Source organism: Streptomyces abikoensis (assembly GCF_014648775.1).
GTDB lineage: Bacteria > Actinomycetota > Actinomycetes > Streptomycetales > Streptomycetaceae > Streptomyces > Streptomyces abikoensis.
Window position 1 is genome coordinate 795,382 of record NZ_BMRT01000002.1, and the last position, 22,613, is coordinate 817,994.

Consider the following 22,613-nt stretch of genomic DNA (forward strand, 5'->3'; position numbering starts at 1 on the left):
ACCGGTCCGTGAGTGCGATGGGCAGACCGACCCTAGGATGCAAGTGATGAAGAACCTTTGAAGAACTCGTCAACCAATCGTGCCGTCGCTGATCCACTCTTTGACCGCCCGCTGGTATAGCCCCGCCAGGGCATCGTGCTTCTTGGCACCGGCACGGCGGTTCCGGCTGGCGTCGGTGGTGGGGGGACGTGCTTTCGCGGTCTTCTTATCAGCAGTTGGCTTGCCAGCGGCGGCCTTCCGCGATGGAGCCCGATTCCGAGGGCGGGCTTCACTGTTTACCGACCCCAGCGCTGTGGCGCTGTCGGTGTGGGTGGACGAGCCCGTGTGCCATGCGCCTTCTCAGGGCAGCCGGGGAGATCAGTACCCGGCATAGAGGGCCACGTTCCACTCAGGGCACCAGCCCGTGCTGCTTTGCCAGCAGGGCGGTGGAGACCCGGTTGTTGGTGGAGCTTCCGGTAGACCTTTTCGAGGTGACGGTTGACGGTGTGCAGGGAGATGAGCAGACGGCGGGCGATGCCCTGGGTCGTCAGGCCCTCCGCCGGCAGGCCCGGCACCGTCAGCTGGATCTTCACTGGGATCCGGGGTCAGAAGGCAAGACCGCGAACGCGGAACTGCATGACGCGGTAGGGCCATCCCGCCTTGGTGTTCCACTGGCTCACTGACAGATGGAGGTCGTCGAGCGTTGACCCGGGAATGACATAGCCGCCGTACAACTGCGCCACGTGGGTGTCGTCTTCGTTGCCCCAGGACGTGCCCCACAGCAGGGTGCGGCGGTGGGCAGTGCGCAGGTCCGCCGTGGGGTGGTCCGCCACCAGGCCCTCGATCCGGTAGTCGCCCTGGTTGAACCAGGTCAGGATCCACTGGCCGTCGAGCAGCCGCAGGCACAGTTCGCCGAAGGTGCCGTCCAGGACGGGCGTGGGTGGATTGCCCCAGGCGCAGCGGCTGTCGGGGCCCTGTCCCCACGGCTCGTAGGCGCCGGGGTCCGTCAGGCGGTCGGGGCGGACCCGGTGCAGGATAACCGGCTTGTCCCGCTGGAACCCGGTGGACAGGACATAGACGTAGCCGTCGTCACCGAGGGCCCAGGTGAGCAGCTGGAACTTGCCGTCGTGCAGGTTCGGGGCGAACACGGCACCGGTGGGGCTCCAGGTCGCGCCCGAGTCGTCCGACCGCCAGATCTCGGTGCGTACCACGTTGCCGATCCGCCCCTTGTTCATCATGACGTGCAGGTACATGGTGCCGCCGAGGGTGATCCCATCGGACGGCAGGACGGTGGAGTACTCGAGGTTGTCGTGGTCGTACGGCCACAGCTGCCGGGCGTGCCGTCCGCCTACCGCACCGGTCCAGACGACCGGGCGGCCGGGCCCGTCGAGGCGCCCGTACAGTGCCACGGGCGAGCGCCACCACCCGCCGCCGGCCCTGGCTTCCTCGAAGGTGTCGCCGAAGACGAACAGGAGTCGGTCGTCGGGTGTCCGTACAGGCACGCCCAGGTCGGTGGCCTCCATGCGGAACCGGGCGGTGAGACCGGGACCGGTGAGGTCGGCGACCTTGAAGACGCGGAGGGGGCCTGCTGCCGCGTGGGCTGGGGCGCGGAGCAGGGGACCGCCCGCGAGGGCCGCCGTGGCGGCTGCTCGGAGGAAACCGGCCCGGCTGAGGTGAACCGGGCGGATCGGGGTCTGGGGCGGACGCGGGGCGCTGTCCGGTGTGCTGTCGTGCATGAACGCTCCTGGGTGGATGTGTGGGGACAAGGGAAGAGGCAGGGTGCCGGGTGGCCACGGAGGCCGTGAGGGCATACGCCGGACGATGCCCGCGGTGGCTTCGCATCTGTGTCCTGCATGCCCCGGCCGTTTCCTAGCGGGGTGTCCGGCAGTCTTTGCGGGGGTCGGAGCGTGCGGCTGCGGGACGCGGCAGTCAGACTCCACATCCCTCTTGTGGGTGGTTCAGAGCCCGAGGGGGTACGCGCTACCACGCGTACCCCCTCCGACCAACAAGATCGCCCCTGCCGAGGGCGGCAGCTACGCGCTCCGGTGGTCGCGCCCGTTCGGCAGGTCACCAGGACCTGCCGAACGGGCACAGGTGGCCGCAGGATCAGCGGTTGGTCCACAGGTGGTGCAGGATTCCGCCCCTGCCCGGGCGGCAGCTGTAGTTGTCCCAGTGCCCTGCCGTCACGCCGGCATCGCCGGCATCACGGCAGGTCTCCTTGGAGAAGTACCAGCCGCGGTAGACGTCCTGGCCGTCGAACAGCGGCTGCTGGAGGGAGGGCGCGGTCCGGGCGGCGACGGCGGAAGCGGCGACGGCGGGCACAGCCGCGCCCACGCCGAGCACAGTCGCAGCAGTGATCAAGAGCGCGGGCAGGGCCGTCCTCACACGAGTGTTCATGGGATTCCTCTTTTCCGTTCGGTGTCCGGTCCTCGGTGCGGGACCTGGTGCACCGTTTGTAGCCGCTAATCTGTTGTTCAATTCGGGTCGGCCGATGCTGAACAAACGGATGCCGAACAATCGGTGTGACCTGGGGAAAGGGTGGGCGTGTGCCTCGGGGAGAGAGTCCTCTGGATCCGAACGGCGGTCCGCTGTTCGAATTCGCCGCACGTTTGCGAAAACTGCGGGAAGAGGCCGGCCGTCCCACTTACCGGGACCTCGCACGTAACGCGCACTATTCGATCGCGACGCTGTCCTCAGCCGCGGCAGGGCACCAGCTGCCCAGCCTGGCCGTCACCCTCGCCTACGTCCGCGCCTGCGGCGGTGACGAGCGGGAATGGAAGCTGATCTGGCAGCGGACGGCTGACGCGTGCACCGGCACGGACCCGTCGGCTGGGACCGGCACGAAGAACCGGCAAAGGAGCGGCGCCAAGCCGCCCTATGTCGGTCTGTTCGCGTTCGGGGAAGCTGATGCCGGGTTTTTCTTCGGCCGCGAGAAACTCACCACCACACTCGTCGAACACTTGAAGGAAAAACGGCTTCTTGTGTTGTTCGGGGCCTCGGGATCCGGTAAGTCATCGGTGCTGCGCGCAGGTGTGCTTCCCGCCTTTCCTGGTGTTTCCTCGCTGGCCTTCACACCCGGCCCGCATCCGCTGGAGGAATGCGCCGTCCGGCTGGCGGCCCGCGCAGGCACCGCTCCCGGCCCGGTGCACGCCGGACTCACGGCCGAGCCGAGCACCTTCCACCGGATGGTGCGGCAGATCCTCGCCCGGCAACAGGAGGCAGGCGCCGCGGCGGGTGAACTGCTGGTCGTCGTGGACCAGTTCGAGGAACTGTTCACCCTCTGTCGCGACGCGCGGGAACGGGAGCGGTTCGTCGCCGCGCTCGTGCACGCGACGCAGGTCCCCGACAGCCACACCAGGGTCGCCATCGCCGTGCGGTCCGACTTCTACACCCACTGCACGCGGCTCCCCGGCCTCGTCGACGTCCTGCCCCATGCCCACCATCCCGTCGGCCCGATGACAGCCGAGGAACTGAGGGCGGCGATCGTCCAGCCCGCCGCCCGCTCCCGGCTCACCGTCGAAAGTGCCCTGCTGACGACCCTCACAGCCGACGCCCACGGCCGGACGGGCGCGCTGCCCCTGCTCTCGCACGCTCTGCTGGAGACCTGGAAGCGACGGCGGGGCAACACTCTCACCCTGGCCGGATACCGTGCGGCGGGCGGCTTCGAGGGCGCGCTCGCCCAGACCGCCGAGGAGTTCCACCGCGCCCTGAACGACAGCCGGCAGGAGGCCGCGCGGCGGCTGTTCCTGCGGCTCATCGCGCTGGGCGAAGGCACCGAGGACACCAAACGCCGTGTGCCCCGTCAGGAACTCGATGACGGTCCCGATACCGCGTTCGTCCTCGAACAGGCCACCCGGGCCAGACTGCTGACCGCCGACGGCGACCACGTGGAGATCGCCCACGAGGCTTTGATCCGCTGCTGGCCCCGGCTCGGCGGCTGGCTGGAGGAGGACCGCGGCCAGGAACGTCTGCACCGCGCGCTCACCGAGGCCACCACCCTCTGGGAGTCCCTGGACCACGACCCCGACACCCTGTACCGCGGAGTGCGCCTCGCTGCCGCGAAGGACCTCCCGCCACAGGCGCTGACCGCCCGCGAACGCGCCTTCCTCGACGCCGGCGAATCGGCGGCACAACAGGCGCAACAGCGCGACCGCCGCCGCCTACGCCGCCTGCGCAGGCTGGCCGGAGCCCTGGCCGCCCTGCTCGTGTGTGCCGTGGCCGCCGCCGGCTTCGCCGTACGGGCACAGGACACCATCACCCGGCAGCGCAACGAGGCCGTGGCTCTCCGGGCCGCCGACGAAGCCGTACGCCTCAGCCCGCACGATCCGTCACTGGCCGTCCAGGTCGCGCTGGCCGCCTACCGGCAGACGAAGCAGGACCGTACGCGGGACGCCCTGCTCAGCACCCTGTCCGTCGCGTCGACCGGCCCCAGAGTCATCGGGCGCACACCGGCCGGGCACACACCGGCCGTGCCCGCCGACGGCCGCGTGCTGGCCATGGCCGACGGCTCGCAGATCGTCCTGTGGGACATGAAGAACCCATGGCGGCCCCGCCGGCTCGGTACCACCGACGGAGTCGGCCTCGGCCCGATCCAGTTCACCCAGGACGGCAACACACTGCTCGGCGTGGACAGCGACCGCACGCTCCGGCTGTGGGACGTGACCAACCCGCGGAACCCCAGGCTGTTGTCGAAGCTGCCCACGGGGCACACCGACACCGTCTACTCCGTCGCCCTGCGCCACGACGGGCATATCGCCGCCACCGGCAGCTATGACGACACCATCCGCCTCTGGGACATCACTGACCCAGCCCGCCCCCGCATGCTCGACACGCTGACCGGGCACCGGGACAACGTCAAGCCTGTGGTCTTCAGTCCCGACGGGAAGACCCTGGCCTCGGGCTCCGACGACCACGACGTCCGCGTCTGGGACGTGACCGACCCACACCACGCTGCCCCCCTCGCCGTCCTCAAGGGGCACCGACACTTCGTCGACGCCCTCGCCTACAGCCCGGACGGCCGCACCCTGCTGAGCGGGAGCGACGACCACACGGCGAAGCTGTGGGACATCAGCGATCTTCCCCGGCACCGTCAGCTGGGCGAGCTGGCCGAACACGCCGACATCGTCACCGACGTGGCCTTCGCCCCCCACGGCCGCACGGCAGTGACCGTCGGCATCGACGGCGTGGTGAACGTCTGGGACATGACCGACCACGCACGCCCCGCCTCCCTGGCCCACCTCACCAACCCCGGCGGGACGATCAAACATCTGCACTACCTCACGACAGACGGCACGCTCCTCACCGTGACCGCCCACCACAACGTCCAAATCTGGTACACCGACCTCGACCAGGCGCTCGCCGACGCCTGCGACCAAGTCCACGACACCATCAGCCGCGCCCAGTGGGCCCGCCACTTCCCCCGCCTCGACTACACCCCACCCTGCCCGCGCCGCACATGACCCGGCCGGCCGGAATCCCACCTCCGGATATCCGGCACCGATCCGGCCGAGAACACATGATCCACCTGCGTCATCCGAAAGGGCGGCATGCGAAATCGCCGCTCCAGCGTGTCCTCACCAGCGAGCGGGAGAGGCAGCAGCGGCGTCTGGGCGAGCATCACCGAAGCCTGCGGACGGACCGCCTTCACTCTCCAAGCCGTCCGGCACCACACCCCATGCCGCCACCATTGGGCGCCCCGCCGACAGCCCGGGAATCGTCGCCCCGTGGCTGTTCCACCAGTACAGCGACGCCGGGGTCGATCTCGACTACTGCCACCTGAACAGCCGGACTGGACTCCGTGACTGGGCACTGAGCTTCCAACCCAAACCCACCCCCGAACCCCCGGCTGCACGCTTCCAGCCGGAACGGCCCAATTTGGATCGCCCTCGCGCCGCAAGGTGCCGACGGGCAGGTGACCACAGCGTTCCACCAAGAAGGCGGATCGTGGGGAAGCCCTGGAAAGGCGAGTCCGGTGACTGCCAACGGGAGTAAGTACCTGGTCTCGCTTCCTGCGGGCGCCTCCGTGGACAAGGTCAGAATTCACTCGACGGTCCCGCTCTTCGGCTACCTCGTAGGCCGACAAGTCGCATGAGCGGCAACCCGATGCCAGATCCGGCGGGAGTCGCTGTCGAGTTGGAGAGGCTTCGGGGTGCCGTTGACACGGGCTTCGCCACCTTGAACGGTCGCCTCGATGTTTCATTGCAGCGCACATCGACGATCGAATCCGACATCGCCGAGCTGTGCCGTCGAGTGGACGCATTGGAGCGAGGACGCTGGCCCCTTCCTTCCTTGGCCGCTCTCGTCGGCTTCGCTGCTCTACTTGTCAGCGTCTACCAGGCGGTACGACCGTAGGTCGCCAGACCACACTTCGCCCCTTGCGCTGCTCTGCCCAGCGCAAGGGGCGTCTTCACGTTGGATCAGTTGCATAGGCGCTTTGCCAGCGATTCGAAGATCGGTGAATTTTCGAAAGGTTGGATGTCGCCGAGCTTCTCCCAGCCCCACGAGTAGTACGCCGTCCTCGCTGGTGTATTCGCCGGATCCACGAGGATGGTTGCTAGGCTCTCGCGACGCCCCTCCAGCAGACTGTCATGAAGGTGCCGCGCGATGCCCCGACGCCTCCAGGCCGGCCGCACCATGAGTTCGGAAATGGCGAAGACTTGCCCCAGCTCAGTTTGCTCCCGAACCTCCTGTGGAACCGCACCGCGAAAACCGCCCCACCAGGTGCCCGATGGCGCGATGCCGAATCCGAAGATGTAGCCGACGAACTCGCGGCCATCCATGGCCGACACCAGTTCAAACCCAGGGCGTTGCACGTATGCAGAAAGTCGATCCAGGAACGCAGGACGTGACCGAAAGGCGCCATCCAGCCGTTCTGCATAGGCCTCCTCGTACACGTCCGCCAGTACTTCCCGGCGCTCATCGGCTGCCCTGCCATCGAGCCTGCTCAGGGACAGGTCCGTCATGCCTTCTCCAATCGCTAAACTGCAAGAGCTCTGGACTCCTCCAGGAAGTCATGAACCACCGGAGCTCCCTTGTGCGGCTCTACGCTTTTCCGGAAGGCTCCAAGACGCGCCGAGGTGCGAGTCGAGGACACATCCGCGAGTAGGGGAAGAGCGCTACGGGCGACTTCACATGCGTCACCCACTTCCCCCTGCTTGAGGTGCACTTCTGCCAGGACGACGGAGTACCACGCCAGATTTCTCCCGTAACGCGGGTCTATATCCTTCAGCGTCTTCTCTGTCATCCGCTGAGCGACCTCGAAATCACCCAAGTCGGCATGGCATGTGGCAGCAAGTCCGTCAAGTTCGGCTTGTGAATAGAAGTCGATCCACCTGGGGTCTTCATCCGAAGGGCCATGGTCGAACGCACGGTAGGCGCGGGTCAGTGCAGCCGTGCATTCCTTCTTGTCCCCGAGCCGCGACCAGCCACAGGCCTCCCTCAGGGCGAGCAATGACATCAGTCTCGGGGGGACATGTCGAGCGCTGACACGCTGGCCCATGCGAGCGAGCTCGACAGCATCGCGGGGCATCCCATTGCGCGCTGCTGCCATAGACATTTGCGCGTAGGCATGCACTTCGACCTCTGGATCGTCGGCCATTCGTGCCTGATAGAGGGACTGGCCGTAGAAGCCCCAAGCGTCCACCGGGCGGTCTGCGTCGTAGCTGAGCCACCCTGTAAGAACCGCGAGGTCGCCATACGCCGAGCGTAGATGCTTGCCCGTGGAATCCGTGTATCGCGCCGTATTGATAAGGCGATTCAGCGCACCTAGCTCTCGCTGCGCGACTACGCTCAGGTCGTCGCCGCCCATGCGTTCGTCGAGTTGCTTGAGCTGACGTACCGTCCTTCGAACCGTCCGCACCTCTGCGGTTCCGATCTTGCGGGGCGTGCCACGCTCTGAACAGAACCCCAGAGCGGCGAGGCCGAACGTGAACTGCCGCCGGTCCATTGCCTGCTCCTGGCCGTCGAGTTGATCCAACGTGACGACCGTACGCCGGGCACTGCGACCGGTGGAAGGGGCGACCGCGAACCCCAGCACCTCCGCGCTCTCTCCGGTGAGATCCGTCAAGACCCTCCGGTACACAGCCCGTGGGCACTTGACGTCACCGTCTTCCCACGTGGCAATCACCCTGGAAGTACAGCCCGTGTTCTCGCCAAGCTCGGCTGAACGTTTGTTGATCAGGGTGGCGAACTCGGAGCGGCTCATCTGGAAGCGTTCTTCACGGATGGCACGGATCTTCGCATTCGGGATCTTGGTCTCAGCCATCACGCTCCCGGCTCTTCTCTGTCGATGCGCTCGACGGTAGCGCCGTTGAAGGGCGTGGGGGTTCGAGACGCATGACAAAGTCCCGCACGGCCATGAACTTGCACCGAAGTTGCATCGCCGTTCCGTCGCTCGTGCTCGCGCACCGCTCCTACGGTCGGTGCCCTACCTGACCCCAACGGACGCCGAGGTCTCACATGCACTCGACGACGAGCGGCGGCGCCATCAGTGCTGGCACCCCCGAGCAGGTCGTCACTCCTCCCATCGAAGGACTGATCGGGAGAGTGGTGGTCGACACCACCTGTAAGCGGGTGGGCAGAGTGATGGGCAACGAAGGGCCGAAATACCAGCTGCGTCCTCTGAGGGGAGGTCGCGAGTGGGAAGTCTCCCTGCGCAACATCGAGGTGCTCCCCACTCGAGCCGACTGCCCTCAGTGCGTTGGCATCAAGACGGCACGTTCCCGCGCCAACGACGAGGGTCGTACCAACGACGTCTCCTTCCTGACAGCGGCCCTTGGCCGCCATCAACGATCGGCACACTCATGAGTACCGCGATCCTGCTCACCGCACCGAAGCAGCCCACACCGAGGTTGCTGTGCTCCTTCAACTGTTCGCTGCGACTGGAGGAAGCGGCCGCTGGTTCCATGGGTTTCCTCTGCACCGTGCGCCCTCCCGACCGCCAACCAGACGCCGCGCCGCTCGCCCACCCCGCCGACGCCGACCTCACGCGCCGTCGGTTCGTCACCAGCTGGGCCGGAATCACGCGAGTCGCCGGTCAGCCGGAAGTAGGAGAGGGCTGGTGACCCTCCTCTTACGTCTGCTTTGCCGGCTTTGGCCTGCCATCGAGGAGCCACCGACCCCGTCGGCTGCTCAGATTCCGTCGCCTCCCGTACTGCCGACACCGTCGGTGCGCTCGTGGGCGGAGGCCGTCGGCCCTTTCTTCAGCCCGCCCGCCATGCCGCACCCCGACATGCCGGCCGCCATGCGCCGCCACTACGCACCCGTGATCTGTACCTGTAAGAACGCGCACGTCCACGGAGCGATGACACCTACCTTTGGTCAGCTGCCTCCTCACGGAGGTAACTGAGCGGCTGGCCTTGGTCGCTCTCGTCGCCGAGGGCGACCGGGCGGGCCCAACGGCCAGCCGGCCTGCACCACTGAACGACGGCGCAGGGAAGGCCCCTGCGCCAGCACGTGGGTTCCAGGAAGGCAAACAGACCATGACGGTGGTCACGAAACAGTCGCTCCTTCCAGTAAGGCCGCAATCTGCACAACTTGAACTCACAGCGAAGTGCCCGCTCAGGTGTGGGATGTGCTTCGCCGCATCGGGTCCACAGGGCACTCACGGGACCATGACCCGTACCGAATGGCTCGCGGTGATCACCGACGCCGCCGCCCTCGACATCCCGCTGATCCAGCTGCTCGGCGGGGAACCCACCGCTCATCCGGACTGGATCGAGCTGACGGAACACGCCTTGACGCTGGGGCTGCGCGTCGAGGTGTACAGCAGCCTCTACAAGATCCATGAGCGCTGGTGGGGAATCCTCGCGCGCAAAAACGTCTCTCTCGCGACCAGCTACCACAGCGACAACCCCGAGGAACACGACCGGATTACCGGAAAGCCGGGCAGCCACCGGCGGACGCGAGCCAACATCCAGGAAGCCGTCCGCCGCGGTATCCCCCTACGCGCCGGCGTCGTGGAAGTCCTGCCCGGCCAGCGCATCACCCAGGCCCGCGACGACCTTGTCGGCTTGGGCGTCACCAAGGTCCGGATCGACCGCAGTCGGGCGATCGGGCGGGCCGTGACCACGGGGAAGCCCGAGGCTTCCGAGCTGTGCGGAAGGTGCGGCCGCGGACAACTGGCCGTGCTGCCCGACGGCAGCGTGGCACCTTGTGTGATGAGCCGCTTCATGCCAGGCGGCTCCGTGAAGAACGGCACGCTGGCCGAGATCCTCAGCAGCCCGGCGTGGCGGGACACAGTGGAACGCGTGCCGGTGCACGCACAAGATCCGTGCGATCCGGAGTGCCTCCCCGGTCTGGACGGTTCGGATTGCTCGCCCGCCGAGCAGGAAGCATGCGATCCCGCGTACGAGGACATCCCCGACAAGAAGTGAGGCGGCGCCCGTGGACTGGAAACCGTATGCCGAGCGACTGGCCGAAGAGATCGCCGACCCCGTCTCGCGCTGGCGTCCACTCGTCGCACAGACCCCACGCCATGCCCTCGTGCCCCGCTGGTGGGAGCGCACGCCGGGCGGCGGCTGGGTGCTGCACAACGGACCCGCCGACCCCGAGAAGTGGACGAGCACGGCCTACTCCGACCGGACGCTGGTGACCCGAATCGGCCCCCTGCACGCCGACCACGCCGAGAACGGGCAGACCACCACCGGCCAGGCAACCTCGTCCTCGACCCACCCCGGGCTCGTGATCCAGATGTACCGGCACGGCCGGCTCGCGAAGGGCCTGGACCTACTCGACATCGGAACAGGATCTGGCTACGGCACCGCGCTCGCCGCCGGCCTGCTCGGAGACAAACACGTCCAAGCGATCGACGTAGACCCGTACCTGGAGGCGGCGGCCAGGGAACGGCTCGACCGCATCGGCCTCCACCCCGACCTCGTCACTGGCGATGCGACAGGCCCCCTTCCCGGGACATACGACAGGATCGTCTCGATGGTGTCCGTCTGGCCGGTACCGGCCTCATGGCTGGCCGCTCTCCGGCCGGGCGGACGCCTCGTCACCACCATCGCCAACACCTCCGCGATCCTCACCGCGTGGAAGACGGAAGACGGCCGGGCAGCCGGAAGGATCGAACGGGACTGGGCCGGCTTCATGAGCACCCGGCACGGCGACGACTACCCCACAGGGCTCGGCGGCCGCCTCGAAGAGCTCACCGACGTGGACGGCGACCACATCACCCAGGGCAGGTATCCCGTGCTGAACCTCAGCGAAGCGTGGGAGCTGCGGTCGATGCTCGAACTCGCCGTGCCGGGAGTGGAAACCCACTACCGCCAGGACGGCCGACGGCGGACCGCGTGGCTCCTCCATCAGGACGGCTCATGGGCACGGGCATCGGCCACTTTCATCGACCCGCCTGTCGTCCACCAGGGCGGCCCGCGCCGGCTCTGGGACGTCCTCGAACGCATCCGTCACCGGCAGAACTCGGAAGGAGGACTCCCGCTGTACGGCAGCCGCGCCGAGATCACGCAGGACGGCGCCGTCCACCTCTCACGAGGCAAGTGGACCGCCACGATTGAGTAGCGGGGGTCCTTGAGGCGAGAGCCTGGCCAGCCGCAGGAGAGCTACGTAGCAAGCCGTCAAAAGGCTGGGGTGATCTACCTCATGAACCCTGGATTCGCCGCCCACCACCTGCAAGTATCTCCGCTACTGCAAGGTAGTTGAACCCCGCACAGCCTTACTCGAACGAGGCGAGGCGTGCGGAAGAACGTCGCCGCTCGCTCCACGCGACGGCGACGACCGCGCCCCGGCTCACTCGTCTCCGCAGGACGCGAGCCGGGGCTCTGGTCGGCCCGGCGATTGCCCGCTGCGGCTACGTTGTCACCATGAGCGACCTTGACCTGCATCCCGCCCCAACTCTCTGCGGCGGACGTGCCGATGTCCCCGGTGGACCTGTACACGAGCTGCTCCAACCCAAACGAGTGCCGCTCGGCGAATCCACCTACGTTCGCCGGCTGCTCCCGAACCTGGGCCGCCGCATGATCGGCGGGTGGGCCTTCGTCGACCACTACGGCCGAGACGACATCGCCGACGAGCCGGGGATGCAGGTTCCGCCGCATCCGCACATGGGTCTGCAGACCGTCAGCTGGCTGCACGAGGGAGAGGTGCTCCACCGGGACAGCGTCGGCAGCCTTCAGACCGTCCGCCCCCGGGAACTCGGGCTGATGACGTCCGGCCGGGGCATCGCGCACTCCGAGGAGAGCCCCCGTCCGCATCCCCGCTACCTCCACGGCGCGCAGCTCTGGGTCGCCCTGCCCGACGCCCACCGGCACGTGGAACCGCACTTCGAGCACCACCCCGACCTGCCGACCGTCAGCGCGCCCGGGGTGACCGCGACGGTGATCCTGGGCGAGCTCGACGGCACTGCCTCACCCGGCACCACCTACAGCCCCCTCGTCGGTGCCGACATCGCCCTCGCCGCCGGCACGCGGGCGAACCTGCCGGTGGAACCCGACTTCGAGTACGCGGTGCTCGCCATGTCCGGTGAGGCGGAGGTGGACGGTGTCCGCGTTCTGCCAGGCTCCATGCTCTACCTCGGGTGCGGACGCACCGAACTGCCCGTTCACGCCGAGTCGGATGCCGGGCTGATGCTGCTGGGAGGCGAACCCTTCGAGGAGAAGATCGTCATGTGGTGGAACTTCGTCGGTCGCACGGGGGAGGAGATCGCCCGCGCTCGTGAGTCCTGGACGGCTGGCGAACGATTCGGTGACGTTCACGGGTACGCGGGTGCCCGGCTGTCAGCCCCCGAACTGCCGCCGGTGCCCTTGAAGCCCCGTGGGCGGGTTCGCTGAGGATACGGCAGAGCCCTCACCAGCGTCATGCCTGGTGAGGGCCCTAGTGTGCTTTTGAGTAGTGATCGACGAAGGCCCACCCGCCGACCATGCGGCGGCCCAGGTTCGGGAGCAGCCGGCGGACGTAGGTGGATTCGCCGAGCGGCACTCGTTTGGGTTCGAGCAACTCGCGCACGGGTCCGCCGGGAGTATCGGCGCGTCCACCGCAGAGGGACGGGGCGGGATGCAGATCCAGATTGCTCATGCGGACAACGTAGCCGCACAGCGTCCAGGGCGCGGCGGTCCGCCCTTCACCCGTTCGGCCCACAGCCCGGTGCGCCCGGCCGGCCGCCGTGGTCCCCTGTGAGCGTGGGGAACGACCGCCCCCGCAGGGGCGAGAAAGCGGCTCCGCACCTCGCGGCGGAGGAGCTCGGCGCGCGGTACGCGGTGGCCAAGGAGGCCGTGGAGTGCCTCGGCTTCGGCATGTCCGTCAAGGAGGCCGTCCAGCAGGCCCGTACCGCCGAGCCAGGAGGGCGGCAGGTCACGCCGCAGCAAGTGGTCCAAGGGGCGCACGACATCATCAGCGCCGGTCCCGACGAGGACATGGACGTGGACATGGACGGGGACGGGGAACCCGGCACGGGCGGCGACGACCATGGACCCACGACTCGGTGACCTGCCCGCCGGCCCCGCACCCGGCGTCGTGGAGGCCGCCGTCGACCGCTTCCACGAACTCCTCGGCCACGACCGCGCGGCCCAGGCCACCCAGCACCGGCTGCTGAAGCACCAGCGCGACGCGCGTATGACGCCCGACGGCCGGCCGCTGACGCACATGCTGCGGCCGCGCTTCATGAGCGAGGCGGAACACGCCCAGGGGTGCGCGGACGGCGCGCTGCTCGCGCGGGCGATCCACCGGCTGGCCGCGTACGCCCTGCGGCCGGGAGAGGCGGGTGAGCTCGTGCGGCGCCAACTGGCGCTGTCCGACGAGGAGAGGACGCTCGTCGCGATGGCCCCGCCGGCCGGCGACTGCGGCTCGCACTCCCGGCTCGACGGGTTCCGGGCCGCCGGGCGGACGCTCTTCGTCGAGTACAACTCCCACAGCCCCGGCGGCGTCATCTCGCAGGACCTGCTGGCCGACGCCTACCTGGACACCCCGGTCATGGAGGCGTTCACCCGCGAGTACACCGCGCGGCCCGTGCCGGGGCTCCCGCGCATGGCCGACACCCTGGTGGGCGCCTGGGCCGCCGGCGGCTCCCCGGGCGGCGCGCCCCACGCGGCCATCGTCGACTGGGAGTCCAAACTCCCCTGGGAGTTCGGCGCGCTCCAGGCGCGGCTGCGGCGGCGCGGCGTGCCGACGGTGGTGTGCACGCCGGACGATCTGCACTACGACGCCGGGCGGGGCCTGTTCACGCGGGACGCCGACGGGCGGCCGCGGCCGGTCACCGTGGTCCACCGGCGGGCCGTCCTCGCCGATCTGCTCTCCCGCTACGGGCCCGCCTTCGCCGAGCATCCGATGACGCGCGCCTGGGCGAGCGGGGCGTGCGTCATGGTCAACCCGTACACCAGCAACCTGGCGAACAAGAAGTCGGCCCTGGCCCTGCTCACCGATCCGCGCACCCGTTGCCTCCTGCCGGCGCCGGAGGCGGCCGCCGCCGGGGCCCTCGTCCCGTGGACGAGGCTGGTGCGCCCGGGGTCCACGGCCTGTCCCGACGGGCGCACGGTGGACCTCTTGGACTTCGCCCGCTCCCGGCGCGAGCGTCTGGTGCTCAAACCCAACGACGACTACGGCGGCAACGGAGTCGTGTGCGGCTGGCGCACCACGGACGCGGACTGGCGGACCGCCCTCGGCCGGGCCCTCGCGACCCCGCACGTCGTTCAGGAACGCGTTCCCGTTCCGGTCGTCCCCTATCCCGTCCTCGCGGGCGGCCGCCTGCGCGTCGAGCGGTCGGGCGAGAGCACCGATCCGTTCCTCTTCGGCGCCGACGCCCCGGGGTGCGTCTCGCGGGTGTCCACCGGCTCCCTGATCAACGTCAGCGCCGGCGCCTGCCCCGTCCCCGTCTTCCGTGTCGCGCCTCGGCGACGCGAACCAGCCGCCTGACGCCTGACGCCCGACGCCCGACGCCCGAAGGGCCCTACGCGCCCGCCCACTCCCGCAGTGCCGCGCGGGTGTCGAAGCGGGCGACGTCGCGGTCCAGGCCGCCGGCCCAGCTGTACTGGTGGAAGGTCCACGGGTGCTGGACCGCCGGACGGCCGGCGGCGTGATCGGGGTCGGCTATCCACAGGCCGTCGCCGGCGTTGTCGGTGGTGTCGCGGTTGAACCAGTATGCGCGGTTGCAGTAGAGGACGACGCGGTGGGCGGGGGCCGCGTCCTTGACGTCCTCCAGCCAGCGGTCCTTGTCCAGGCACCAGACGTCGGGGTGTTCCCAGTCGAGGGCGAGCACGTCGCCCGCGCGTAAGGCGATCTTGTCGAGGAAGTAGCCGGCCTGGGCGGACATCGAGCCGGGTGTGACGTAGTGGTAGTAGCCGACGACGAGCCCGGCGTTCCGGGCCCGGTTGCGCTGGGTCACCCACTTGGGGTTGGTGTACGAGGTGCCCTCGGTCACCTTGACGAACACGAAGTCCAGCCCCTGGAGCGCGTAGTTCGCGCTGTTGTGGCTGCTGACATCGATGCCGTGAAGCATGGCGCTCTCCTCCGGGTACGGCGGTCGACGGAGCGTCCGCAGTATCGGCCCGGACCGTCACGACGGCGAGAGCCGTGGACCGGAAACTTCGAAGAGAGTTCCGGATACGCGCCGCTACGGGCCGCCGCGCGCCTACGGCACCGCCGGAACGCGCGGCCGGCGGCTGCCCGTGGCGGTGCGCAGGGCCAGCGCGGCCAGGGCCTCGGGGGCTCCGTGCTGGCCCCGGATGCCGGGGAAGGCGTTGATGTCGACGATCACCGGTGTTCCCCCGGCGTCGAGGAGGTCCACGCCGTAGACGTCCAGGGCGAACACCTCGCCCACCCGCCGGGCCAGCTCCGCCCATCCGGCGGGCAGCTCGCCGGGCGCGAGGGCGCGGGTGCGGCTCCCGGGGACGGCGTCGGCCAGCTCGGAGCGGCGCAGCGCGGCGAAGACCTGGTCGGCGACGACCCAGAGTTTGTGGTCCCAGCCGTCGTTGGGGGTGAAGGGCTGGACGACCACGGGTTCGTCCGGCCAGCGGGCGGCGAGCTCCCGCAGCCGCGCGGCGTCGTCGACGCGGGCGACGAGGTCGTGGCGGCGGCTGTGGCGGCTCTTGACCACGACGGGCGCCGCCGGTTCGCCGGCCGCCACCAGGGGGGCGAGCGAGGGCTCGGTGCGGGTGGCCACGAACGGCAGTCCGGCGCGGCGGGCGACGTCGGCCATGGCGGTGCGGTCCTGGCAGAGCTCGGTGGCCGCGGCGGAGTTCAGCACGGGCGCGCCGTGCTCCTCCAGGTGGCGGGCGAGGGCCAGGGCGCGGGGGGTGCGGGTCTTGAGGAGGTAGACGTCGGACAGGTCCGAAGGGCAGGGAAAGTCCTCAAGGCCGGTCGGGTCCAGCCATGTCACCTCGTGGTGGGGTGTCAGCAGGGCGGTGGTCGCGGCGAGCAGCGGGTGGTGCGGGTCGGGCGTGAGCAGGCAGATCCTCATGCGTTGCCGCCGATCGCGCGCGCGGGCGCGGTCAGCGCCGGGCGGGGCATGGGTACGACGTGCGCGGTGCCGCCCGCCTCGGCGAGCCGGAGGACGGCCCGGGCCACGCGGGCGACGGCGTCGGGCACCTGGCGGAAGCTGGGGAAGTCGTTGACGTCGACGACGACAGGGCCGTCGGGGCCGAAGACGATGTCCACGCCGTAGAGGTCGAGGCCGAAGACGGCGCCGACCTCGCCGGCGATGGCCGCGACCTCGGGGGTGAGGGGGACCTGGCGCTCCGTGGGCGGCCGGTCGGGGTGGAGGGGGCTGCGGCGTTCGGTGGCGTAGAGCTCGCCGTCGAGGCAGTACACCTTGAGGTCGACGCCCGAGTTGGGGACGTACGGCTGGGCGATGAGCAGGCCGTCGCCGGTGGGTTCGGCGCCGGGGTCGGTGAGCCGCCCGGCGTCCGGGACGAGCCGCACCGCCCGCCCGGAGCTGCCGTCGGCGGGCTTGACCACGAGCGGGAAGGCGTCGGCGGGCAGCTCCGCGAAGTCCTCGGCGCGGGCGGCGGCGTAGGTGACGGGGACCGGCAGTCCGTGGGCCTCGGCGAGCACGGCCGCGAGCGCCTTGTCCCGTACGCCCCGGATCGCCCGGGCGTCGTTGACCGTGGTGAGCCCCATGGCGGCGGCGCCCTCCAGCAGGGTGAGCCCGGGGCCGCCGGAGACGGTCTTGAGCACCCAGGCGTCGTGGCGCCCGGCGCGCACCGTCTCGGAGAGCCAGATCAGCGAGCCGCCCGGCCGCAGCACGTCCACCCGGTGTCCCCAGGCGGTCAGTTGGCGGATCACGTCCACCGGCATGCCGTCGTACCGGTACTGCTCCTCCACCAGGAAGCAGAGTCTCATGTGCTGCATCATCCTCGAAATCCCCGACGTCCGCCGTGCCCGCCCCGGCGGGGCGTGACGGCCCAGGATGTCATGGGCCCGAGGGCGCTCCGCACGGGGCGGCGCCCCGAAGGGGCGCGGGCCGAGTCGACATGCGGCTACCACCGCGTGGGCGCGACCGGCCACGGCGGCGCCGCGGCCGGCCGGCGCCCCGTCGCGGCACTGTGGACTCCCGGCTCAGCCCGGCGGACGGAATGCTTCCAGTAGCCGCTCCGCGGCCAGGGCCGCCGTCAGGGTGCCCTCGCGCACCTGTCGTTCCAGGCCGGGGGCGAGCGCGCGGACGTCGGGGTGGTCGCGCAGTTCGGCCAGGAGCCGGTCGCGGACCATGCTCCAGACCCAGTCGACCTGCTGGTCGCGGCGGCGGGCGGCCAGACCGCCGGTGGCCTCCAGGACGCCCCGGTGGGCCTCCACGCGCTCCCACAGGGTGTCCAGGCCGGTGCTCTCGCGGGCGCTGCAGGTGAGGACGGGCGGGTTCCAGGCGGCGTCGTGGGAGTGCATCAGGCGCAGGGCCCCGGACAGTTCGCGGGCGGCGGCCTTGGCGTCGCGTTCGTGCGGTCCGTCCGCTTTGTTCACGGCGATGACGTCGGCGAGCTCCAGGACGCCCTTCTTGATGCCCTGGAGCTGATCGCCGGTGCGGGCGAGGGTGAGCAGCAGGAACGTGTCGACCATGTCGGCGACGGCGGTCTCCGACTGGCCGACGCCGACGGTCTCCACCAGGACGACGTCGTAGCCGGCGGCCTCCATCACCACCATGGTCTCGCGGGTGGCCTTGGCGACCCCGCCGAGCGTGCCGGCGGTCGGCGAGGGGCGGACGAAGGCCGCCGGGTCGACGGCGAGGCGCTCCATCCGGGTCTTGTCGCCGAGGATGCTGCCGCCGGTGCGGCTGGAGGAGGGGTCGACGGCGAGCACCGCGACCCGGTGGCCGAGCCCGGTGAGCATGGTGCCGAAGGCGTCGATGAAGGTGGACTTGCCGACGCCGGGCACCCCGGTGACGCCGATCCGGCGCGCCCCGCCCGCGTGCGGCAGCAGCTCGGTCAGCATCCGCTGGGCGAGCTCCCGGTGGTCGGCGCGCCGGGATTCCACGAGCGTGATGGCGCGGGCGACGGCCGCCCGCTCGCCGTCCAGCACGCCCTTGACGTAGGCGTCCAGGTCTATCGCGCGGGCCATGGGCTCACAGCTCGTGGCCGAGGACCCCGGCGAGGGTCTTCAGCAGGTCGTGGGCGGCGTCCGGGATGACCGTGCCGGGCGGGAAGACCGCGGCGGCGCCCATCTCCAGGAGCGTGGGGACGTCCTGCGGCGGGATGACCCCGCCCACGACGACCATGATGTCCTCGCGGCCCTGTGCCGCGAGCTCCTCACGGAGCGCCGGGACGAGCGTGAGGTGACCGGCCGCCAGCGAGGAGACGCCGACGATGTGGACGTCCGCCTCGACCGCCTGCCGGGCGACCTCGGCGGGCGTCTGGAAGAGCGGGCCGACGTCCACGTCGAAGCCGAGGTCGGCGAAGGCGGTGGCGATGACCTTCTGGCCGCGGTCGTGGCCGTCCTGGCCCATCTTGGCGACCAGGATGCGCGGGCGGCGCCCGTCCTCCCGCTCGAACGCCTCGACCAGCGCGCGGGTGCGCTCCACGCCGGACGACATGCCGGCCTCCTCCCGGTAGACACCGGAGATCGTACGGATCTGCCCGGCGTGCCGCCCGTAGACCTTCTCCAGGGCGTCGGAGATCTCGCCGACGGTGGCCTTGGCGCGGGCGGCGTCCACGGCGAGGGCCAGGAGGTTGCCCGTAAGGCCCGGGCCGGGGCCGGCCTCGGCGGCGCGGGTGAGGGCGTGGAGGGCGTCCTGGCAGGCGCTCTCGTCGCGTTCGGCGCGCAGCCGGCGGAGCTTGTCGATCTGCTGGGCGCGCACCGAGGAGTTGTCGACCTTGAGGACCTCGATCTGTTCGTCGCTGTCGACCCGGTACTTGTTGACGCCGATGACGGGCTGCCGGCCGGAGTCGATGCGGGCCTGGGTGCGGGCCGCGGCCTCCTCGACGCGGAGCTTGGGGATGCCGGCGTCGATGGCCTGCGCCATGCCGCCGGCCGCCTCGACCTCCTGGATGTGCTGCCAGGCGCGGCGGGCGAGGTCGTGGGTGAGCCGCTCGACGTAGGCGCTGCCGCCCCAGGGGTCGATGACCCGGCAGGTCCCGGACTCCTGCTGGATGAGCAGCTGGGTGTTGCGGGCGATGCGGGCGGAGAAGTCGGTGGGCAGGGCCAGCGCCTCGTCGAGGGCGTTGGTGTGGAGGGACTGGGTGTGGCCCTGGGTGGCGGCCATGGCCTCGACGCAGGTGCGGGCCACGTTGTTGAAGACGTCCTGGGCGGTGAGCGACCAGCCGGAGGTCTGCGAATGGGTGCGCAGCGACAGGGACTTGCTGTTCTTGGGGTCGAACTGCTTGACGAGCCTGGCCCACAGCAGCCGGGCGGCCCGGAGCTTGGCGATCTCCATGAAGAAGTTCATGCCGATCGCCCAGAAGAAGGACAGGCGGGGCGCGAAGGCGTCCACGTCGAGGCCGGCGCCCTGGCCGGCGCGGAGGTACTCGACGCCGTCGGCGAGGGTGTAGGCGAGCTCCAGGTCGGCCGTGGCCCCGGCTTCCTGGATGTGGTAGCCGGAGATGGAGATGGAGTTGTAGCGCGGCATCTTCTGCGAGGTGTACGCGAAGATGTCGGAGATGATCCGCATCGAGGGCCGGGGCGGATAGATGTAGGTGTTGCGGACCATGAACTCCTTGAGGATGTCGTTCTGGATGGTCCCGGCCAGCTTCTCGGGCGGTACGCCCTGTTCCTCGGCGGCGACGATGTAGAGGGCGAGGACGGGCAGCACCGCGCCGTTCATGGTCATGGAGACGGTCATCTTGTCGAGCGGGATGCCGTCGAAGAGCTGCCGCATGTCGTAGATGGAGTCGATGGCGACGCCCGCCATGCCGACGTCGCCGGTGACGCGCGGGTGGTCGCTGTCGTAGCCGCGGTGGGTGGGCAGGTCGAAGGCGACGGACAGGCCCTTCTGGCCGGCCGCCAGGTTGCGGCGGTAGAAGGCGTTGGACTCCTCGGCCGTGGAGAAGCCGGCGTACTGCCGGATGGTCCAGGGCTGGTTGACGTACATCGTCGGGTACGGGCCGCGCAGGTAGGGCGCGATGCCGGGGTAGGTGGCGAGGAAGTCCAGCCCTTCGAGGTCCTCGGCGGTGTAGAGGGGTTTGACGCCGATGCCCTCGGGGGTCTCCCACAGGAGGTCCTCGGCGCTCTTGCCGGTGCTCTCCTTCAGCGCGGCGCGCCAGGCCCCGGGGTCGGCGGGGCCGGTGGCGGCGGGGCCGAGGTCGATGCCGGAGAAGTCGGGGATCCGCATCACGCCACTCCCATGCGGTCGAGGACGGAGGAGAGGACGGCGACGGCGTCGCCGCCGGCGAAGACGAACGCGTCGACTCCCGCCCGCAGACAGTCTTCCCGCAGCTCGCCCTTGGGCTTTCCGGCGAGGAAGACGGTGTCGGCGCCGGCGGCCTTGAGCGCCTCGGCCACGGCCGGGGCCTGCTCGGCGTAGAGGGTGTCGCTGGAGCACAGGCAGGCGATCGTGGCGCCCTCGGCCGTGAGGGCGCCGGCGGCGTCCTCGGCCGTGACCTGGCGGGTGACGGGCTCGATGCCGCCCGCCTGGAAGAGGTTGGCGGCGAAGGTCACCCGGCCGGTGTGGGCGGCGGCGGGGCCGAGGGCCGCGAGGAGGACGCGGGGCCGGGCGCCGGTGGCGGCGAGGTGGGCGTCCGAGCGGGCGCGCAGCGCCTCGTACGCCTCGTCGCGGCGGACCTTCGGCAGTCCGCCGGAGGGCGCGGGCGGGGCGGGTTCGCGGTCGACGGGCGCCTCGCCGAGGTGGGGGAACTCGCTGACGCCGGTGATGGGTTCGCGGCGGGTGGCCAGGTCGGCGGAGCGTTCGGCCCAGGTGGCTGCGAGGCGTTCGGCGAGGAGACCGGAGCGCAGGGCGGCGGCCTGGCCCCCGGCGCGTTCGAGGTCCTGGAAGAAGGCCCAGGCGGCGTGGGCGAGTTCGTCGGTGAGCCGCTCCACGTACCAGGAGCCGCCCGCCGGGTCGATGACCCGGGCCAGGTGGGATTCCTCCAGCAGGATCGAGGAGGTGTTGCGGGCGATCCGGCGGGCGAAGGCGTCGGGCAGGCCGAGGGCCGTATCGAAGGGCAGGACGGTGACGGCGTCCGCGCCGCCGACGCCCGCGCCGAGGCAGGCGATGGTGGTGCGCAGCATGTTCACCCACGGGTCGCGCCGGGTCATCATCACCGAGGAGGTGACGGCGTGCTGGCGCTGGGCGCGGGCGGCGGGCGTGGCACCGCTGACCTCGGCGACGCGGGCCCACAGCCGGCGGGCGGCGCGGAGTTTGGCGATGGTGAGGAACTGGTCGGCGGTGGCGGAGTAGCGGAACTCCAGCTGGGAGCAGGCCTCGTCGACGGTGAGTCCGGCGGCGGTGAGGGTGCGGAGGTAGGCGACGCCGGTGGCCAGGGAGGCGCCCAGTTCCTGGGCGGGCGAGCCGCCGGCCTCGTGGAGGGGCAGCGCGTCGACGGTCAGGGCACGCAGGCGCGGGTGGTCGCGGACGCACAGGGCGGCGAGGCGGGCGGCGGCGGCCAGGGCCTCGGCGGGATCGGCGTCGGTGCCCGTGCGGGCGAGGGTGCCCAGGGGGTCGGCGCCGAGGTTGCCGGCGGCCGCGTCGCGCGGCAGGCCGCGCTCGGCGTACAGGGCGAGCAGCTTCCGCGCGGCGGGCTCGGACTCCTCGCCCGCGTCGAGGACGACGGGGGCGAGGTCGAGGTAGACGCCATCGAGGGCGGCGGGCAGCGCCTCGACGGGCAGTCCGGCGCCGCCGACGGCGATCCACAGGGAGGTGACGCCGTTCTCGAGGTCGGCGAGGACGGCCTCGTTGACCCGCCGGGGGTCGGGGCCGCCGTGGTGCTGGCGTACGTCCCAGCCGGTGAGCGCGGTGCCCTCCGGCCGCCCGCCGCGGACGAACGGGGGGAAGCCGGGCGGGCCGGGCACCGCGCCGCCGTCATCGGCGGTGTAGAGGGGACGGGTGGCGAGCCCGTCCTGGAGCGCGGTGGCCAGTGCGTCCTCGGCCGCCGGTCCCTCGGCCGCGGTGCCCGTTTTGCTCAGCACGCCTGTGACAAGGCGCTGCCACTGCTCACGGGTCGCGTCCGGGAACTCGGCAGCCAGGTGGAAGCCGTCGTCGGGCAGGACCGTCATGGGGGGAAGGCTAGTGAGCGGCCGCGTCCCACAGCAGGGGCAAGGGTTGTGACCTT

General features: G+C 70.5%; 18 protein-coding genes and 1 pseudogene. 7 read left to right on the forward strand and 12 right to left on the reverse strand.

What is annotated here, in order from left to right:
- Window positions 1-275: 275 nt before the first annotated feature.
- From IE096_RS32135 to IE096_RS09970, 3 genes are all read right to left on the reverse strand, one after another.
- The gene (locus IE096_RS32135; RefSeq protein ID WP_373298059.1) at window positions 276-572 is read right to left on the reverse strand and encodes a LuxR C-terminal-related transcriptional regulator; all 297 of its coding nucleotides are present in this window, start codon (window positions 570-572) and stop codon (window positions 276-278) included.
- Between the two features lie 12 nt (window positions 573-584).
- Window positions 585-1,715: a glycoside hydrolase family 183 protein gene (locus IE096_RS09965; protein ID WP_189450733.1), complete on the reverse strand. Its 1,131-nt coding sequence runs from the start codon at window positions 1,713-1,715 to the stop codon at window positions 585-587.
- A gap of 370 nt (window positions 1,716-2,085) precedes the next feature.
- Window positions 2,086-2,376 (reverse strand): hypothetical protein, encoded by a 291-nt coding sequence (locus IE096_RS09970; protein ID WP_189450735.1) that lies wholly within the window; start codon window positions 2,374-2,376, stop codon window positions 2,086-2,088.
- 149 nt (window positions 2,377-2,525) lie between these two features.
- Here IE096_RS09970 and IE096_RS09975 point away from each other — a divergent pair, with 149 nt between their 5' ends.
- Entirely contained in the window at window positions 2,526-5,438 is a 2,913-nt protein-coding gene (locus IE096_RS09975; RefSeq protein ID WP_373298061.1) for an nSTAND1 domain-containing NTPase, read from the forward strand.
- Between the two features lie 957 nt (window positions 5,439-6,395).
- On the opposite strand, the gene IE096_RS09980 is transcribed toward IE096_RS09975, so the two are convergent.
- Window positions 6,396-6,941, reverse strand: coding sequence for a GNAT family N-acetyltransferase (locus IE096_RS09980; RefSeq protein ID WP_189450739.1), 546 nt, complete (start codon window positions 6,939-6,941; stop codon window positions 6,396-6,398).
- 14 nt (window positions 6,942-6,955) lie between these two features.
- The gene (locus IE096_RS09985) at window positions 6,956-8,242 is read right to left on the reverse strand and encodes an NsdA family TPR-like regulatory protein (RefSeq protein ID WP_189450741.1); all 1,287 of its coding nucleotides are present in this window, start codon (window positions 8,240-8,242) and stop codon (window positions 6,956-6,958) included.
- A 538-nt stretch (window positions 8,243-8,780) separates the two neighbouring features.
- Here IE096_RS09985 and IE096_RS09990 point away from each other — a divergent pair.
- From IE096_RS09990 to IE096_RS10005, 4 genes are all read left to right on the forward strand, one after another.
- On the forward strand, window positions 8,781-9,041 hold the full coding sequence (locus IE096_RS09990) for a hypothetical protein (RefSeq protein WP_189450743.1): 261 nt from the start codon (window positions 8,781-8,783) through the stop codon (window positions 9,039-9,041).
- Between the two features lie 417 nt (window positions 9,042-9,458).
- Window positions 9,459-10,352, forward strand: coding sequence for a radical SAM/SPASM domain-containing protein (locus tag IE096_RS09995; protein ID WP_189450745.1), 894 nt, complete (start codon window positions 9,459-9,461; stop codon window positions 10,350-10,352).
- A gap of 10 nt (window positions 10,353-10,362) precedes the next feature.
- On the forward strand, window positions 10,363-11,496 hold the full coding sequence (locus IE096_RS10000) for a methyltransferase domain-containing protein (protein ID WP_189450747.1): 1,134 nt from the start codon (window positions 10,363-10,365) through the stop codon (window positions 11,494-11,496).
- Between the two features lie 302 nt (window positions 11,497-11,798).
- Window positions 11,799-12,764 (forward strand): pirin family protein, encoded by a 966-nt coding sequence (locus IE096_RS10005; RefSeq protein WP_189450749.1) that lies wholly within the window; start codon window positions 11,799-11,801, stop codon window positions 12,762-12,764.
- 58 nt (window positions 12,765-12,822) lie between these two features.
- Here IE096_RS10005 and IE096_RS10010 read toward each other — a convergent pair.
- Window positions 12,823-13,008: pseudogene (locus IE096_RS10010) on the reverse strand (pirin family protein); the annotation flags it as partial.
- Between the two features lie 104 nt (window positions 13,009-13,112).
- Between IE096_RS10010 and IE096_RS10015 the strand changes: the two are divergent.
- Window positions 13,113-13,418 (forward strand): hypothetical protein, encoded by a 306-nt coding sequence (locus IE096_RS10015; protein ID WP_189450752.1) that lies wholly within the window; start codon window positions 13,113-13,115, stop codon window positions 13,416-13,418.
- On the forward strand, window positions 13,399-14,841 hold the full coding sequence (locus IE096_RS10020; protein ID WP_189450753.1) for an ATP-grasp domain-containing protein: 1,443 nt from the start codon (window positions 13,399-13,401) through the stop codon (window positions 14,839-14,841). Before IE096_RS10015 ends, IE096_RS10020 begins: the two co-directional genes overlap by 20 nt.
- Before the next feature lie 34 nt (window positions 14,842-14,875).
- Here the strand turns inward: IE096_RS10020 and IE096_RS10025 are convergent, their stop codons facing one another.
- From IE096_RS10025 to mutA, 6 genes are all read right to left on the reverse strand, one after another.
- Window positions 14,876-15,424 carry a glycoside hydrolase family 25 protein gene (locus IE096_RS10025; RefSeq protein WP_189450755.1) on the reverse strand — a complete coding sequence of 183 codons (549 nt, stop codon included), beginning with the start codon at window positions 15,422-15,424 and terminating at the stop codon, window positions 14,876-14,878.
- A 132-nt stretch (window positions 15,425-15,556) separates the two neighbouring features.
- Entirely contained in the window at window positions 15,557-16,384 is an 828-nt protein-coding gene (locus IE096_RS10030; protein ID WP_189450757.1) for an ATP-grasp domain-containing protein, read from the reverse strand.
- A complete protein-coding gene (locus IE096_RS10035; protein ID WP_189450760.1) occupies window positions 16,381-17,265 on the reverse strand; it encodes an ATP-grasp domain-containing protein in 885 nt (294 codons plus the stop codon). The genes IE096_RS10030 and IE096_RS10035 overlap by 4 nt, the downstream gene beginning before the upstream one ends.
- Before the next feature lie 216 nt (window positions 17,266-17,481).
- A complete protein-coding gene (gene meaB / locus IE096_RS10040; protein ID WP_189450762.1) occupies window positions 17,482-18,471 on the reverse strand; it encodes a methylmalonyl Co-A mutase-associated GTPase MeaB in 990 nt (329 codons plus the stop codon).
- A 4-nt stretch (window positions 18,472-18,475) separates the two neighbouring features.
- Complete coding sequence (scpA, locus tag IE096_RS10045) at window positions 18,476-20,677, reverse strand: methylmalonyl-CoA mutase (RefSeq protein WP_189450763.1); 2,202 nt, start codon at window positions 20,675-20,677, stop codon at window positions 18,476-18,478.
- Window positions 20,677-22,557: a methylmalonyl-CoA mutase small subunit gene (mutA, locus tag IE096_RS10050; protein WP_189450764.1), complete on the reverse strand. Its 1,881-nt coding sequence runs from the start codon at window positions 22,555-22,557 to the stop codon at window positions 20,677-20,679. Before mutA ends, scpA begins: the two co-directional genes overlap by 1 nt.
- Window positions 22,558-22,613: the final 56 nt, after the last annotated feature.

Bases quoted from the DNA above. Each gene is read 5' to 3' on its own strand.
- IE096_RS09965 (WP_189450733.1), bottom strand. From the start codon at position 1,715: ATGCACGACAGCACACCGGACAGCGCCCCGCGTCCGCCCCAGACCCCG.
- IE096_RS09970 (WP_189450735.1), bottom strand. From the start codon at position 2,376: ATGAACACTCGTGTGAGGACGGCCCTGCCCGCGCTCTTGATCACTGCT.
- IE096_RS09980 (WP_189450739.1), bottom strand. From the start codon at position 6,941: ATGACGGACCTGTCCCTGAGCAGGCTCGATGGCAGGGCAGCCGATGAG.
- IE096_RS09985 (WP_189450741.1), bottom strand. From the start codon at position 8,242: ATGGCTGAGACCAAGATCCCGAATGCGAAGATCCGTGCCATCCGTGAA.
- IE096_RS09990 (WP_189450743.1), top strand. From the start codon at position 8,781: ATGAGTACCGCGATCCTGCTCACCGCACCGAAGCAGCCCACACCGAGG.
- IE096_RS09995 (WP_189450745.1), top strand. From the start codon at position 9,459: ATGACGGTGGTCACGAAACAGTCGCTCCTTCCAGTAAGGCCGCAATCT.
- IE096_RS10005 (WP_189450749.1), top strand. From the start codon at position 11,799: ATGAGCGACCTTGACCTGCATCCCGCCCCAACTCTCTGCGGCGGACGT.
- IE096_RS10020 (WP_189450753.1), top strand. From the start codon at position 13,399: ATGGACCCACGACTCGGTGACCTGCCCGCCGGCCCCGCACCCGGCGTC.
- IE096_RS10025 (WP_189450755.1), bottom strand. From the start codon at position 15,424: ATGCTTCACGGCATCGATGTCAGCAGCCACAACAGCGCGAACTACGCG.
- IE096_RS10030 (WP_189450757.1), bottom strand. From the start codon at position 16,384: ATGAGGATCTGCCTGCTCACGCCCGACCCGCACCACCCGCTGCTCGCC.
- IE096_RS10035 (WP_189450760.1), bottom strand. From the start codon at position 17,265: ATGAGACTCTGCTTCCTGGTGGAGGAGCAGTACCGGTACGACGGCATG.
- meaB (WP_189450762.1), bottom strand. From the start codon at position 18,471: ATGGCCCGCGCGATAGACCTGGACGCCTACGTCAAGGGCGTGCTGGAC.
- scpA (WP_189450763.1), bottom strand. From the start codon at position 20,677: ATGCGGATCCCCGACTTCTCCGGCATCGACCTCGGCCCCGCCGCCACC.
- mutA (WP_189450764.1), bottom strand. From the start codon at position 22,557: ATGACGGTCCTGCCCGACGACGGCTTCCACCTGGCTGCCGAGTTCCCG.